This is a genomic window from Bradyrhizobium sp. OK095, assembly GCF_900109945.1.
Lineage (GTDB): Bacteria > Pseudomonadota > Alphaproteobacteria > Rhizobiales > Xanthobacteraceae > Bradyrhizobium.
The window spans coordinates 1-14,665 of record NZ_FOBX01000029.1; the positions used below are offsets into that span (position 1 = coordinate 1).

At 64.6% G+C, this 14,665-nt stretch carries 12 protein-coding genes; 6 read left to right on the forward strand and 6 right to left on the reverse strand.

Features of this window, described 5'->3' with window-relative positions; translation table 11 throughout:
- Nucleotides 1–216 precede the first annotated feature (216 nt).
- The 3 genes from BMW89_RS36710 to BMW89_RS36720 all read left to right on the forward strand — a co-directional run bounded on the left by BMW89_RS36710 (nucleotide 217) and on the right by BMW89_RS36720 (nucleotide 4,056).
- The gene (locus BMW89_RS36710) at nucleotides 217–2,781 is read left to right on the forward strand and encodes a ligase-associated DNA damage response DEXH box helicase (protein ID WP_092035212.1); all 2,565 of its coding nucleotides are present in this window, start codon (nucleotides 217–219) and stop codon (nucleotides 2,779–2,781) included.
- Nucleotides 2,782–2,834: 53 nt separating this feature from the next.
- A complete protein-coding gene (gene pdeM, locus BMW89_RS36715; RefSeq protein WP_177196585.1) occupies nucleotides 2,835–3,506 on the forward strand; it encodes a ligase-associated DNA damage response endonuclease PdeM in 672 nt (223 codons plus the stop codon).
- A 118-nt stretch (nucleotides 3,507–3,624) separates the two neighbouring features.
- Nucleotides 3,625–4,056 (forward strand): hypothetical protein, encoded by a 432-nt coding sequence (locus BMW89_RS36720; RefSeq protein ID WP_092035214.1) that lies wholly within the window; start codon nucleotides 3,625–3,627, stop codon nucleotides 4,054–4,056.
- Nucleotides 4,057–4,199: 143 nt separating this feature from the next.
- Here the strand turns inward: BMW89_RS36720 and BMW89_RS36725 are convergent, their stop codons facing one another.
- Together BMW89_RS36725 and pyrE are read right to left on the reverse strand one after the other, a co-directional pair.
- On the reverse strand, nucleotides 4,200–4,979 hold the full coding sequence (locus tag BMW89_RS36725; RefSeq protein ID WP_177196586.1) for a DUF2865 domain-containing protein: 780 nt from the start codon (nucleotides 4,977–4,979) through the stop codon (nucleotides 4,200–4,202).
- A gap of 324 nt (nucleotides 4,980–5,303) precedes the next feature.
- Nucleotides 5,304–5,867 (reverse strand): orotate phosphoribosyltransferase, encoded by a 564-nt coding sequence (pyrE, locus tag BMW89_RS36730; protein WP_092035215.1) that lies wholly within the window; start codon nucleotides 5,865–5,867, stop codon nucleotides 5,304–5,306.
- 185 nt (nucleotides 5,868–6,052) lie between these two features.
- On the opposite strand from pyrE, the gene BMW89_RS36735 reads away from it, so the two are divergent.
- Nucleotides 6,053–6,679, forward strand: coding sequence for a glutathione S-transferase family protein (locus BMW89_RS36735; protein ID WP_092035216.1), 627 nt, complete (start codon nucleotides 6,053–6,055; stop codon nucleotides 6,677–6,679).
- Between the two features lie 83 nt (nucleotides 6,680–6,762).
- Here BMW89_RS36735 and BMW89_RS36740 read toward each other — a convergent pair whose 3' ends face one another.
- The 3 genes from BMW89_RS36740 to BMW89_RS36750 all read right to left on the reverse strand — a co-directional run bounded on the left by BMW89_RS36740 (nucleotide 6,763) and on the right by BMW89_RS36750 (nucleotide 11,640).
- A complete protein-coding gene (locus BMW89_RS36740; protein ID WP_092035217.1) occupies nucleotides 6,763–7,398 on the reverse strand; it encodes a LysE family translocator in 636 nt (211 codons plus the stop codon).
- A 252-nt stretch (nucleotides 7,399–7,650) separates the two neighbouring features.
- Nucleotides 7,651–10,692, reverse strand: coding sequence for a DNA polymerase I (polA, locus tag BMW89_RS36745; RefSeq protein WP_092035218.1), 3,042 nt, complete (start codon nucleotides 10,690–10,692; stop codon nucleotides 7,651–7,653).
- Nucleotides 10,693–10,794: 102 nt separating this feature from the next.
- Nucleotides 10,795–11,640, reverse strand: coding sequence for a LysR family transcriptional regulator (locus BMW89_RS36750; protein WP_092035219.1), 846 nt, complete (start codon nucleotides 11,638–11,640; stop codon nucleotides 10,795–10,797).
- Nucleotides 11,641–11,736: 96 nt separating this feature from the next.
- Between BMW89_RS36750 and BMW89_RS36755 the strand changes: the two genes are divergently transcribed.
- Complete coding sequence (locus BMW89_RS36755; RefSeq protein WP_092035220.1) at nucleotides 11,737–12,708, forward strand: quinone oxidoreductase family protein; 972 nt, start codon at nucleotides 11,737–11,739, stop codon at nucleotides 12,706–12,708.
- Nucleotides 12,709–12,713: 5 nt separating this feature from the next.
- Here BMW89_RS36755 and BMW89_RS36760 read toward each other — a convergent pair whose 3' ends face one another.
- Nucleotides 12,714–13,781, reverse strand: coding sequence for an acyltransferase family protein (locus tag BMW89_RS36760; RefSeq protein ID WP_092035222.1), 1,068 nt, complete (start codon nucleotides 13,779–13,781; stop codon nucleotides 12,714–12,716).
- A gap of 192 nt (nucleotides 13,782–13,973) precedes the next feature.
- On the opposite strand from BMW89_RS36760, the gene BMW89_RS36765 reads away from it, so the two are divergent.
- The coding region (locus tag BMW89_RS36765) for a UDP-glucose dehydrogenase family protein (protein WP_143062891.1) at nucleotides 13,974–14,665 on the forward strand (692 nt) is incomplete at its 3' end.

Genomic DNA, 14,665 nt, shown 5'->3' on the forward strand with positions numbered 1-14,665 from the left:
TGCCAGCCAGCTCCGCTGGCTCAGTTCGATTGCAACGAAAATTGTGCCACTATGTCCGGCGGTGGGCGTGCTCTCGGTCGATGCTTGCATCAGACTCTCCGGTGGTTCGAGTGTGGAAACCCAAACCTAACGGATAGGGCTCGCTCACCGCCCCATGGAATCTACGGGAGCGCCCACCCCTCGACGAACCCACCCCCACGGCTTACCTGTGAGGCCGTGCCGCCTCGTATCCGCAAAATATCGGCCGAGCCCGCCGCGCCGCTGCCCGACCGCTTCCAAAAGTGGTTCGCGGCTCGCGGCTGGTCGCCGCGTGAGCATCAGCTCGCGCTGCTGGAAAAGGCGCGCGAGGATCGCTCCGCGCTGCTGATCGCGCCGACCGGCGCCGGCAAGACGCTGGCGGGATTTCTGCCGACGTTGGTGGAGCTGAGCTCTGCTCCGGCGGCTCCCGCGAAGTCCGTGGTCTCCACCGGTCGCGCGGTACAGCGCAGTGCCGGTCTCCACACCCTCTACATCTCGCCACTGAAAGCTCTCGCCGTCGACATCGCCCGCAACCTCGAGCGTCCGATCGCCGAGATGGCGCTGCCGATCAAGGTCGAGACCCGCACCGGCGACACGCCGGTGTCGCGGCGGCAGCGCCAGCGGCGCTATCCGCCTGATATTCTGCTGACCACGCCGGAGCAGCTTGCGCTCCTACTCTCCTCCGACGACGCGCCGTTTCTGTTCTCCTCGCTCAAACGCATCGTGCTCGACGAGCTGCACGCGCTGGTGACGTCCAAGCGCGGGGATCTGCTCTCGCTGGGTCTGGCGCGACTGTGGCGGCTGGCGCCGCAGATGCGCGCGATCGGTCTGTCGGCAACGGTGGCCGAACCGGAATCGCTGGCGCGCTTTCTCGTGCCGCAGCCCGGAGGCAAGGAAGAAGCCGCCGACATCGTCATTGCCGGCGGCGCCGCGCCGCCGCTGGTCGAGATGCTCGACACGCGCGAGCGATTGCCCTGGGCCGGCCACGGCGCGCGTCACGCGCTCGCTGAAGTCTACGAACTGATCAAGCAGAACAAGACCACGCTCGTCTTCGTCAACACCCGCAGCCAGGCCGAGATGCTGTTCCAGGATCTCTGGCGCATGAACGACGACAACCTTTCCATCGCGCTGCATCACGGCTCGCTCGACGTCGCGCAGCGGCGCAAGGTCGAGGAAGCCATGTCGGCGGGAAAACTGCGCGGCGTGGTCTGCACGTCCTCGCTCGATCTCGGCATCGACTGGGGCGATGTCGATCTCGTCGTCAATATCGGCGCGCCCAAGGGATCCTCGCGGCTGATGCAGCGGATCGGCCGCGCCAACCACCGTCTCGACGAAGCCTCGCGCGCGGTGCTGGTGCCAGCCAACCGTTTCGAGGTGCTGGAATGCCGCGCCGCCATCGATGCCATCGCCGAGAATGCGCAGGACACGCCACCCTTGCGCATCGGCGCGCTCGATGTGCTGGCCCAGCACGTGCTCGGCTGTGCCTGCGGCGAACCGTTCCACAACGACGATCTCTATGACGAGGTTCGCACCGCCGCGACTTACTCAGATCTCGCGCGGCAGGATTTCGACGACGTCGTCGATTTCGTCGCCACCGGCGGCTACGCGCTAAAAACCTACGAGCGCTTCGCCCGCATCAAGCAGGACAAGCAGGGCCGCTGGCGCGTCGCTAATCCAAAAGTGCGGCAGAGCTACCGCCTCAACGTCGGCACTATCGTCGAGGAGCCGATGCTGAAGGTGCGGCTGGTGCGTGGGCGCTCCACCGGCAGGGGTTCGACCGGCGCCATCGCGCGCGGTGGCCGCATCCTCGGCCAGATCGAGGAATATTTCATCGAGGGCCTGACCGCCGGCGACACTTTTGTGTTCGGCGGCGAGGTCGTGCGCTACGAGGCGCTGGCTGAGGACCAGGTCTACGTCTCCCGCGCCAACGACAAGGACCCGAAAGTGCCGTCCTATATGGGCGGCAAGTTTCCGCTCTCGACCTATCTCGCCGAGCGCGTGCGCCGCCTGCTCGACGACCGCAGCGCCTGGAACGGTCTGCCCGAGCAGGTGCGCGACTGGCTGTCGCTGCAAAAGGATGTCTCGCGCGTGCCCGGCGTGCGCGAGCTGCTGGTCGAGACCTTTCCACGCGGCAACAAGCACTACCTGATCTGCTATCCTTTCGAGGGCCGGCTCGCGCACCAGACGCTGGGCATGCTCTTGACGCGGCGGCTGGAGCGCGCCCGCGCCCGGCCGCTCGGCTTCGTCGCCAATGAATATGCGGTGGCGATCTGGGGGCTAGGCGATGCCTCCTTTATGATCCGCAACGGCGAGCTCAATCTCGACGCACTGTTCAACCCCGATATGCTCGGCGACGATCTCGAAGCCTGGCTCGCCGAATCCGCACTGATGAAGCGCACCTTCCGCAATTGCGCGCTGATCTCCGGCCTGATTCCGCGTCGCTTCACGGATGAAGACAAGAGCCGCCGCCAGGTCCTGTTCTCAACCGATCTCGTCTACGACGTCCTGCGCAAGCATCAGGCCGACCACGTCCTCTTGCGTGCCGCCCGTGCCGATGCCGCCACCGGCCTGCTCGATCTGCGCCGTCTCAGCGCGATGCTCATCCGTATCCAGGGCAACATCACACACCGGGAACTCGATCGGGTCTCCCCGCTCGCCGTTCCCGTGATGCTGGAAATCGGCCGCGAGTCAGTCTATGGCGAAGCTGCAGACGAGCTGTTGGCGGAAGCCGCTGATGAGCTGGTCAAAGAGGCCATGGGATAGAAGCGGGTTTTGACGTGACGGCAGGCGCGCGGGTTTCAGAGGATGTCGAGGACATGCGCGTTTCCAGAGTCAGCATCAGTGATGTGACCTTCGCAGCCGATCTCTCCGGCGCGTTGTTCTGGGAGGAGCAGCGCCTGCTCGTCGTCTCCGATCTGCATTTGGAAAAGGGTTCCAGCTTCGCCACCCGCGGCGTGCTGCTGCCGCCTTACGATACGCTGGCAACGCTGAGCCGTCTCGCTGCTGTCATCTCCCGCCATGATCCGCGCACCGTCATCGCACTCGGCGACAGTTTTCACGACCGCACCGCCCATGAGCGCCTGTCCGCGAACGATCGTGATGCGGTTGCCGCACTCCAGACCGGCCGCGACTGGATCTGGATCTCGGGCAATCACGATCCGGCGTTGCCGCGCGATCTCGGCGGCACCATTGCCGACGAAATCGTGATCGGCCCGATCACCTTCCGTCACGAGCCGACCGGTGCGCATGGTGAGATCGCCGGCCATCTCCACCCCAAGGCCCGCGTTTCCGCACGCGGCCGTTCGATGGAGCGGCGCTGCTTCGCCAGCGACGGGATGCGCGCCGTGATGCCGGCCTTCGGCGCCTATGCCGGCGGCCTCAGCATCCGCGACGCGGCTTTCGCAAAAATCTTTCCGAAGAACGGCTTTGTCGCCCATCTGCTCGGCGACCGCCGGGTCCACGCCATTGCGGCGTCGCGCTGTTATTGAGAACTCTGCGCTGCTCTAGAACAAATTAAGAACACTTTAGCAAGTCTTTGATATATCATTGTGATTCGGCGCGTTGCCGACACAATATCTAGCGTCTGTCCGACTTTGCGAGGACTACATGTCCACCATTGCCTTCGATCAATTCGCCCTCACCCGGATCGCCGATTTCGCGCGCTCGCTGTCGCGGCTGCATCAGGCGGCGCGGCGTCAGAGGATCGATGACGACCAGTTCGACCGCGAGTTCAACGCGGTGTGCCAGTCGATCTGGGGCTACACCATCGACGACGTCAGCGACGATCTGTTCTCGGTCGAGGACCATCTGTTCCTCGATACGCTGGACGAAGCGCATGCACGCATCTTCGCGGCCGAGCAGGGTTATGACCTCATCGGTGAAGCCGGCCTGCTGACCGACTGGTGGGGCTTCTGCTGGATGATTTTGGCCGAGAAGCGCGGATTGCTGACTCCGGAAAACCGCGCCGCCGCGCGCGCGGCGATCGAGGAGAAATATCTGGCCGCGCCGAATGTGATCGGGGTGATTATCGGGAGGTAGTCTCGTGCCCCGGACGCGGTGCAGCGCGTAGCGCTGCTCCGCAGAGCCCGGGGCCGATATCTCCAAGAGTAACGGTGTGGCGTGGGTCCCGGCTCTGCGCCGCGTCACTTCGTGCCGCGTCGCGTCCGGGACATGAGACTGACCTAATCCAATCCCGCCCGCTTCGCCGACTTCGCCGTCGTCTTCGGCATGGTCACGTCAGGCAGCGCCTGACGCACGATCTCGGCCGGCGCCGGCGTATCTGCCGCCACCGTCTCGGCCCGCACCGGCGCCACCTTCATCTCGCCGAGGCGCGCGCGGACCTGCGCGGTGAGGCCGGGATAGGAGGCGACCGGGGTGAATTCCGCAGCCTGGTCGTTGCCGAGGCGGACCCCGGTATAGGCGACGAGGCCGTCGGTGGTGGCGATCACGTCGCCGGCTTTCAGCGAGGAATCCAGCGCAAGATCGACCGGGGCGAGGCCAACCGGCTCGCGGCCGTTGCAGGTGCAGTCCGAACGCAGCGCCTTGCGATAGGCGAACGCGTTCTCGCTGTCGGCGTACCGCTCGCCGGTCTGGGCATAGGCGCCGTCGATGGAAGAGCCGAAAAAGACCTTTGTCGTGCTGGCAGGACAGAACGCCTGACACATCTGCGCCGGCGAGGCGAGGCCGCGCATCAGCGGAAAATATTTTCCGTCGCAGCTGCGCACGCAGAACGCCGGGCCCGAGCCACCGGCCGCGGCCGAGCGCGTCGGCGGCACATATTGCGGGGTTGCGGCATTCTGCTGGCCGGTGAAGGGATCGGCGTAGGAACTCGCCTGCTGCGGCACCTCACGCTGAGGCCGCTGCTGCTGCGTACCGCCGAAGAAGAAGTCGAACAGGCCTTCGGCCGAAACCGGGGCCGGAGCTGCCAGCAGCGGTGTTGCCAGGGTGGCGGCCACAAGCATCGCGCGACGCCGCCGGCGCGCATGGGAGATGACTGTACGCAACGCTTACTCCACCCGACGCTACTGAACCGGGCCGGGACCAACGAGGTCTCAGCGAATGATTCACCATAGAGCGGGATGGTAAATGAGGAGTTGAGGCTGGCGCCCCCCCCCCTGGGGACTCTCGTGCCCCGGACGCAGCGCAGCGCTTCTTCAGCGGTGCGCTGCAGAGCCGGGGGCCATATCGATGGTGAGCAAGACTGGGTCCCGGTTCTGCGTCGCAGCGTACCGGACGATGCTTCGCATCGCCGGGAACGCTGCGACGCGCCCGGGACACGAGAGGCGTCACGCCTTCAAAAATTCCGACGCCTTGTACAGCGAGCGGAATGGCAGGCCGGCCGCACCGAAGGTGTCGTCGGCGCCTTCCTCGCGGTCGACCATGGTCAGCACCAGCACCACATCGGCGCCCGCCTCGCGCACGGATTCCACCGCTTTCAGCGCCGAGCCGCCGGTGGTGGTGACGTCCTCGACGATCACGACGCGCTTGCCTTCGAGTGTCTCGCCTTTGGGAAGTCCTTCGATCACGAGCTTTGCGCCATGCTCCTTCGGCTTCTTGCGTACGAAGAACGCCGCGATCGGATGGCCCTTGATCCAGGAGATCTGCGCCAGCGCGCCGGCCAGCGGCACGGCGCCCATCTCGAGCCCGCCGATGAAATCGAGATTGTCGTCCTTCAGCGTCTCATAGGTCAGCTCGGCGAGCAGCGTCGCGCCCTCGGGGTCGAGCATGGTCGGCTTGAGGTTGAAATAGAAATCGCTCTTGCGGCCCGACGCGAGCGTGACATCGCCGCGGCCGAAGGAGCGCCGGCGGATGATTTCGAACAGGCGGGCGCGGGAGGCTGATTTCGACACGGCGGTCCCTCGGGAGCATTTTGAAGGTGGCGGAATTTATCCGCGACGGCCCCGACATTCCAGAGGGGGTGTCTCCCGTCAACAGAGATCGGCCATCCCGGTCCGCCGGTTGTGGGGGTGCAACCTTCTGAGGTAGGTGGATGCCGGATATTTCGGGCAAGGAAACAGGGCAAGGAAACGCGTAAATGACCATCGAGCTGCACACCTGGAACACGCCGAACGGCCGCAAGATCTCGGTCGCGCTGGAGGAAATGGGGCTGCCCTACAAGGTGGTCCCGGTGAACATCACCAAGGGCGAGCAGATGGCGCCGGGGTTCCTGAAGCTCTCGCCCAACAACAAGATCCCGGCGATCCTCGACCCCGAGGGCCCGGACGGCAAGCCGGTCGGCATCTTCGAATCCGGTGCGATCCTGCTCTATCTTGGCGAAAAGACCGGCAAATTCCTGCCGAAATCGCTTGGCGAGCGCGTCCCCGTCTATGAATGGCTGATGTGGCAGATGGGCGGCTTCGGCCCGATGCCGGGCCAGGTGCATCATTTCATCGCACTCGAGAACGAGCAGGACCGCGCCTACGGCCTGAAGCGCTACATGGCCGAGACCCGCCGGCTCTACGGCGTGCTCGACCGCCGGCTGGCCGACCACGACTTCGTCGCCGGCGAGCTCTCGGTTGCCGATTTTGCTATTTTGGGATGGGCCTGGCGCCATCCTCGCCACAAGGTTGAGCTGGCTGATTTCCCCAACGTCAAGCGCTGGTACGACGCCCTGATGGCCCGCCCCGCGGTGAAGCGGGGGATGGAGGCGAAGCTGGATTAGTCTCTCAGCTCCCACATCTCGTGCCCCGGACGCAGCGCAGCACCGCAAGAGCGCTGCAGCGCGTCCGGGGCACGAGCGCGGGGCTACACCCTCTTCGCTTCCACGGCCATCCGCACCGCGAGCCCGGCCAGCACGGTGCCCATCAGCCAGCGCTGCACCAGCATCCAGCTCGGTCGGCTCGTCAGAAACAGCGCGATCGATCCGGCCGCGAGCGCGATGATCGCGTTGACGCTGACGCTGATCGCCGTCTGGATCGCGCCGAGCACGAGCGACTGCGCCAGCACGCTGCCCGCGGCGGGGTCGATGAACTGCGGCAGCAGCGCGAGATAGAGCATCGCGATCTTCGGATTGAGCAGATTGGTGACGAACCCCATCGTGAACAGTTTTCGTGGGCTGTCGATTGCGAGCTCTTTCACCTGGAACGGCGAGCGCCCGCCCGGCTTCACCGCCTGCCAGGCCAGCCAGAACAAATAGCCGGCACCGGCAAAACGCAGCGCGTCATAGGCAAAGGGAATGGCGAGCAGCAGCGCCGTGATGCCGAATGCCGCGCACAGCATATAGAACACGAAGCCGAGCGCCACGCCGCCAAGCGAGACGATGCCCGCCGCCGGCCCCTGCGTGATCGAGCGCGAGATCAGATAGATCATGTTCGGCCCCGGCGTGAGCACGAGACCAAGGCAGACGAGGGCAAAGCCGAGCAAGGCGGAGGTGTGGGGCATGAATGAACCGGTGCGGGAGATGCGCTGGTTCTAATATGCGCGGCGCGGTGGGGCCATCACGCAATTGCTCGGAGGACAATTGAGCTCAACGCTGCGAACTCGATGCGCTCCCGCGCCCCGCTCTTGCGGGGAGAGGGTTGGGGTGAGGGGCCTCTCTCCCCACGCGAGATCGTCGAGGGATCTGTACCCCCTCACCCGGATCGCAAGAGCGATCCGACCTCTCCTCGCAAGCGGGGCGAGGTGAAGAAGAGGCTAATGCGCCTCATCCCAATTGTTCGCCGCACGCGCATCGACATGCAGCGGCACCGACAGCAGCACGGCCGGGAACGGCGCGTCCTGCATCACGTGCTGCACGACCGGGAGCGTCGCTGCGACCTCGGCGTCCGGCACCTCGAAGATCAGTTCGTCATGCACCTGCAGCAGCATCTGCGCCGAGAGTTTCTTCTCCGCGAGTGCATCTTCCATCCGCGTCATCGCGCGGCGGATGATGTCGGCGGCGGTGCCCTGGAGCCGGGCGTTGATCGCGGCGCGTTCGTTGAAGGCGCGCACCGAAGCGTTGGAAGCCTTGATATCAGGATAGTGGCACTTACGGCCGAACAGCGTGGTGACGTAGCCGTGGCTCCGGCAGAAGTCGCGCGTCTCGTCCATATAGGCGCGGATGCCGGGGAAGCGCTCGAAATATTTCTTGATGTAGGCCGACGCCTCTTCGCGGCCGATGCCAAGCTGGTTGGCGAGGCCAAACGCGGAGATGCCGTAGATGATGCCGAAATTGATCGCCTTGGCGCGGCGGCGGATCTCGCTCGGCATGCCCTCAATCGGCACGCCGAACATTTCGGACGCGGTCATGGCGTGAATGTCGAGCCCGTCCTTGAATGCCTGTTTCAGCACGGGAATGTCGGCGATTTCCGCCAGCAGCCGCAATTCGATCTGTGAATAGTCGGCGGAGACGAGCTTGTGCCCGGGCGTAGCGATGAACGCGCGCCTGATCTTGCGGCCGTCCTCGGTGCGCACCGGGATGTTCTGCAAATTCGGTTCGTTCGATGACAGCCGGCCCGTCGTGGTCGCCGCCAGCGCGTAGGTCGTGTGCACGCGATGGGTCTGCGGATTGACGTAGGTCGGCAGCGCATCGGTGTAGGTCGATTTCAGTTTCGAGACCTGGCGCCACTCCAGAATCTTCCTCGGGAGGTCGTGGCCCTGCTCGGCGAGATCGTCGAGCACCTGCGCGGTGGTGGACCATGCGCCGGTCTTGGTCTTGGTGCCTCCCGACAGCCCCATCTTGCCGAACAGGATGTCGCCGATCTGCTTGGGGCTGCCGACATTGACCGGCTCGCCCGCGATCTCCTGGATCTCGGCCTCGACGCGTGCGGCGGTCTGGGCGAAGTCGCCGGAGAGACGCGACAACACCTGGCGGTCGATCGAGATGCCACGCCGTTCCATGCGCGCGAGCACGGACACCAGCGGCCGCTCCAGCGTCTCGTAGGTCGTGGTCATGTGCTCGGCAACGAGACGGGGCTTCAGCACGCGCCAGACGCGCAAGGCCATGTCGGCGCCTTCGGCCGACAGCGGGGCGGCCTTGTCGATCGGCACCTGGTCGAAGGTGATCTTGCCCTTGCCGCTGCCGAGAAGCTCGCTCTCCTTCAGCATGGCGTGGCCGAACCAGCGATCGGACAGCGAGTCCAGCTCTTGCGAGCCGCGCCCGGCGTCCAGCACGTAGGAGATCAATTTCGCATCGTCGGTGTTGCGCAGGGTGATGCCGTGTTGCGCCAGCATGACGGCGGTGAACTTGACGTCGAAGCCGATCTTCAGGATGCCGGCGGATTCCAGGACGGGACGCAAAACCTCGATGGCGTCGCCATGCTTGACCTGATCCGGCGCGAGGCCAGCGTCGAACAGGCCGCCGTCGCCTCCGGACTGCTTGTGTGCCAGCGGTACGTAGCAGGCATCGTTCGGCGCCAGCGCCAGCGCGATGCCGCAGAGATCGGCTTGCATCGGATCGATCGAGTTAGCTCGGATTTCGATCGCGACATGACCGGTACCATGGATGCGCGCGATGAATGCGTTGAGTTCAGCGAGCGTCTTGACCGCCTGGTACTTGCCGCGGTCGACCGGAAGTTTTCGCAAGGCCTCCTCACGCGCGGCGGCCAGCGAGATCGGCGCGCCCTTGACGCTGGCCGACTTGTCACCCTTGTTGCCGCCCTTTGCGATCGCCGCGGGAGCAGCGAAGAGATCGCCTGATGTCTCGGACGATGTTGCTTTCGCCGCGCCGTCGCCAGTCCTGACACCGCTGCTGTTAGCCACATCGGCATCGACATTAGCGGGGTCGATCTGCGAATAATCGGCGACGCGGCGCGTCAGCGTCGTGAATTCCATCGCCTTCAGGAAGGCGACCAGTTTTCGCGCGTCGGGCTCGTGGACGGCGAGGTCGTCCAGCGGCACATCGAGTGCCACCTTGTCGTCGAGCAGCACCAGCTTGCGCGAGATCCGCGCCTTCTCGGCGTTCTCGATCAGCGCCTCGCGCCGTTTCGGCTGCTTGATCTCGGTGGCGCGGAACAGGAGCTGCTCGAGGTCGCCATATTCGACGATCAGTTGCGCGGCGGTCTTGATGCCGATGCCGGGCACGCCAGGCACGTTGTCGGTGGAATCTCCCGCGAGCGCCTGGACTTCGACCACCTTCTCCGGCGGCACGCCGAACTTCTCGATCACCTCGGGGATGCCGATGCGGCGGTCCTTCATGGTGTCGTACATCATGATCCTGTCGTTCACGAGCTGCATCAGATCCTTGTCGGAGGACACGATGGTCGTGTGGGCGCCGCGGTCGCTCGCCTGCCGCGCATAGGTCGCAATGAGATCGTCGGCCTCGAAGCCGCCCTGTTCCAGGCAAGGCAGGTCGAAGGCGCGCACGGCCTCGCGGATCAGCGAAAATTGCGGGATCAGGTCATCGGGCGCCGGCGGCCGGTGCGCCTTGTACTCGGGATAGATCTTGTTGCGGAACGTGACTTCCGACTTGTCGAAGATGATCGCGAGATGCGTCGGCCGGTTGTCGGCGGGCATGTCGCGCAGCAGCTTCCACAGCATGTTGCAGAAGCCGAGCACGGCGTTGACTTGCAAGCCGTCCGACTTACGGTTCAGCGGCGGCAGCGCGTGATAGGCGCGGAAGATGTAGCCGGAACCGTCGACCAGGAAGACATGGTCGCCCTTGCCGGCCGCCTTGGCGGCGACGGGTTTGGCAGCAGCTGTCGCAGCAGCGGGCTTGGTGTCGGCTTTGGCGTCGGTCTTCGGGGAGGTTTTGGGCATGGCCGCAATGTATGAATTTTTGCGGCAAAAGACAGCCTCCACCGGCCTGATTTTGCAGGCGCGCACAGGCAAATCCCGGCACCACCGCGCTTTGCGGCGCAGCTATCGCAGGCAGTCCTCGAGGAAGCCCGCGACGGCGCGCACCGCTGGCGCGCGGCGCAAATCGTTATGGACGATGAGCCAGACTTCGCGACTGACCGGCTTGCGATCGGTGTCGCAACGCTCGAGTCGTCGATCGGTGTCGCCTAGAAACCGAGGCAGCGCCGCAAGCCCAACGCCGGCCCGGGTCGCAGCGGCCTGATTTTCGAGGTCATTGGTCCGCAGCACGATCTGGCGGGTGCCCGCGATCTCCGTCAGCCATTGCTGCTGCGGAGTGTCATCCATGCTGGCATCATAAGCGATGAAAGCAAACGCATAGGGTGGCGTCTCCTTCAGATAGGACGGCGCGCCGTAAAGGCCGAACTCGAAATGGCCGATCTTGCGGGCTATCAACCCGGGCTGCGTCGGGCGGGAGAGGCGAAGCGCCAGATCGGCCTCGCGACGGCTGAGCGAAGCCGTTCGCTTCTCTCCGATCAGCTTGATGAGGATGCCCGGATAACGCCGGCGCAACTGCATCAGCTTTGGCGCAATCAGAATATTGGCGAGCGAGGGCGGCGCACTGATCGAAATTTCTCCGTCGAGTTCCGGCTTCGCTGCCCGTGCCGCGCGCTCCACCGCGAACGCGGTCTCCTCCATCTGCGCGCCAATCGCCGCAATCCGCTGGCCGTCTTCGGTGAGAGCGTAACTGCGTGGCCGGCGGTCGACGAGCTTGAGCGAAATGGACGCTTCCAGCGCCGCAACGCGGCGGGCCACCGTCACATGGTCGACGCCGAGACCCCTCGCCGCCGCCGACAGGCTTCCCTCGCGCGCCAGCGCCAGGAAATGATGCAGATCGGACCAATCGATCATTGTGCAAAATCTCACAAGACAGTTTTATATATGAGCAGTTTCGCAGAATTTGGAATAATCCCATAGTCCCTTCATTGGCAACGAGAGGGACGGGTCATGGCCGAGATCATCAGGTTGAAGGCGCCGGGAAGCGTGGAGCAGCTCGAACTGGCAACGGTCGATCTGACACCGCCGGGGCGCGGCGAGGTCCAGCTCCGACAGACCGCGATCGGCGTCAACTTCATCGACATCTATCAGCGCATGGGCCTCTACGCGCTTCCACCCGAAGCCGTTCCCGGTGTCGAGGCGGTCGGAGTTGTCGCGGCGCTCGGCGAGGATGTAATGGGTCTCAAGGTCGGCGACCGCGTCGCTTATGCGGGAGCGCCGGTCGGCGCCTACGCATCCGAACGTAATCTGCCGGCCTGGCGTTGTATCAAGCTGCCCGACGCCGTAGCCGACGAAGCGGTGGCCGCAATTTTCGTCAAGGGGATCACGGCGCACATGCTGCTCGACCGTGTGTTTCCTGTCGGTCGCGGCACGACGGTTCTCGTCCACAGCGCAGCGGGCGGGCTCGGTCAATTGCTGACCCGCTGGGCCAGTGCGCGCGGTGCTGAAGTGGTCGGGACGGTCGGATCGCAGACGAAGGCTGAAATCGCCCGAGACGCTGGTGCGCGTCACGTCATCATCGGGCGGAACGCGGATTTCGCGTCCGCAGTTGCGGACATCACCGGTGGGCGTGGGGTCGACGTTGCCTATGACGGCATCGGCGGAACAAACTTGCAAAGGACGCTTGGCTGCGTGAGGCCATTCGGCGTGGTGGCCAGCATCGGCCAGTCCGGCGGTCCGATCCCGTCAATCGATGTCAACGACCTCGGGCCACGTCGCAGCCTGATGTTGGCGCGGCCAAGCGTCATGGCCTATGTCAACGATACCGCTGACTACCGGCATGCGGCCGAGCGCGTGATCGCTGCGCTGACAGATGGCATCTTGCGGATAGCCGGCAATGCCTACCGCTTGCGTGATGCTGCGCGGGCGCAGGCCGACCTCGAGGCCGGGCGCACCACTGGGGCTCTCTATTTGGTGCCCTGATCGACCTATTCCGCGGCCTGCAACCGCACGCCCGGCTTCCTCGGCGCGATCCAGAATGCATCGGGCCGTTCGAACAGAAAATTGCCGCCGAGCCGCAGCGCGGCCTGCCAGATCGCGAGAGCGCCGATCACGCCGACGATGGTGACGATCAGCGACACCATGCCGATGTCGGGAACGATCCCCGTGCGCAGCAGCAGTGTCCGCGTTGCCGCCATCGGCAGGAAGAAGGCGAGATAGATCACGATCGAATGCTCGCCGCAGGAGCGGAAGAAATTCATCCACTGCGCGCGCGCGAGCAGCGTGCCCATCGTGATGATGGCGCAGGCGCCGGCAAAGCCGAGCACGAGCGACACGATTCTCCATTCGCTGGCGCCGAATGCAACGAGACCGGCATTGGCCAGCGCCCAGGTCGCGAGCGCCGCGAGCGCAAGCGCCGGACGATTGCGGGCGCGATCCGCGAGCGCGAACACATAAGGCGCGAACAGATAGCCCGAATAGAAATAGACAAAGCGCATGCAGAACTCGTCGATCGCGGTCCAGCCGGTGGTGATACGCGCGGTCTCCAGCGCGGCGGCGATGAGCCAGATCGCGGGTGACGGGATTCGCCGTGTCAATTTTGTGACGACGAAGAAGATCGGTAGCAGATAGATGAACCAGAGCGTGCCGAACGGCTCGACGAAGGATTCCAGATACAGCAGGCCTGCGTCGTGCCAACTGGTTTCGGCGGCGAAGGCGGGGGCCTTGAAGCCGAACTGGATCGTCACCCAGACGACATAGAAATAGGCGAAATGCACCACCTTCCGGTCGAGATAGGTTCGCCAGTCGCGGTCGATCACGAGCGGCAGGAACAGGCCCGAAATCAGGAAGAAATCCGGCATCCGGAAGGGCTTTGCGAACGCCACCAGGACATGCATGAAACCGGTCGTGCCGGCGGCGAACTCGACCCCCAGCACGGAATGCATCATCACGACCATGACGATGCAGATGCCCTTGGCATAGTCGACCCAGTCGACACGCGCGGCAGAAGGGGCGCTAACGCCCCCGTTCGCAGCGACTGTGCCTGATGGTGTCATGGTGTCCCGTTTCGAGGCGTGTTCCGCCCGGCTCTGTGCGGACATGATGCAGTGTGGGGCCCAGCGGTTTACGATTTCTTGACCGGTACAATTCGCGTGCCGGTTTTGTCTGCGGACTGTTCCCTCCCGTCAGGAAAGTGCTAAACCGCCCCGCATTGGGGTTTCGTTAACCAAGCCAAAACAGGGTTTTTCATGCGAATCGCGATGATCGGAACGGGCTATGTCGGACTGGTGTCCGGAGCCTGCTTTGCGGATTTCGGTCACGACGTCATTTGCGTCGACAAGGACGAGAAGAAGATCGCGGCACTTCATCGCGGCGAGATCCCGATCTACGAGCCCGGCCTGGACGAATTGGTTGCGGCCAATGTGAAAGCCAAGCGGCTGGAGTTCACCACCGATTTGTCGAATCCGGTTGCGGATGCCGATGCCGTCTTCATCGCGGTCGGCACACCCTCGCGTCGCGGTGACGGTCACGCCGATCTGTCCTATGTCTACGCGGCCGCGAAAGAGATCGCGCAGTCGCTGTCCGGCTTCACCGTCGTGGTGACCAAGTCGACTGTCCCGGTGGGTACAGGCGACGAGGTCGAGCGCATCATTCGCGAGGCCAATCCCAAGGCCGACGTCGTCGTCGCCTCGAACCCCGAGTTCCTGCGCGAGGGTGCGGCGATCCGCGATTTCAAGTTCCCAGATCGCGTCGTCGTCGGCACCTCCGACGAGCGCGGCCGCAAGGTGATGGGCGACGTCTATCGCCCGCTGTCGCTGAACCAGGCGCCGTTGATGTTCACGGAGCGCCGCACCGCCGAGATGATCAAATACGCCGCCAACGCGTTCCTCGCGACCAAGATCACCTTCATCAACGAGATCGCGGACCTCTCCGAAAAGGT

Coding starts and splice junctions, on each gene's coding strand:
- pdeM (WP_177196585.1), top strand. CDS start 2,835: ATGCGCGTTTCCAGAGTCAGCATCAGTGATGTGACCTTCGCAGCCGAT.
- BMW89_RS36720 (WP_092035214.1), top strand. CDS start 3,625: ATGTCCACCATTGCCTTCGATCAATTCGCCCTCACCCGGATCGCCGAT.
- BMW89_RS36725 (WP_177196586.1), bottom strand. CDS start 4,979: ATGCTTGTGGCCGCCACCCTGGCAACACCGCTGCTGGCAGCTCCGGCC.
- BMW89_RS36735 (WP_092035216.1), top strand. CDS start 6,053: ATGACCATCGAGCTGCACACCTGGAACACGCCGAACGGCCGCAAGATC.
- BMW89_RS36740 (WP_092035217.1), bottom strand. CDS start 7,398: ATGCCCCACACCTCCGCCTTGCTCGGCTTTGCCCTCGTCTGCCTTGGT.
- polA (WP_092035218.1), bottom strand. CDS start 10,692: ATGCCCAAAACCTCCCCGAAGACCGACGCCAAAGCCGACACCAAGCCC.
- BMW89_RS36750 (WP_092035219.1), bottom strand. CDS start 11,640: ATGATCGATTGGTCCGATCTGCATCATTTCCTGGCGCTGGCGCGCGAG.
- BMW89_RS36755 (WP_092035220.1), top strand. CDS start 11,737: ATGGCCGAGATCATCAGGTTGAAGGCGCCGGGAAGCGTGGAGCAGCTC.
- BMW89_RS36760 (WP_092035222.1), bottom strand. CDS start 13,781: ATGACACCATCAGGCACAGTCGCTGCGAACGGGGGCGTTAGCGCCCCT.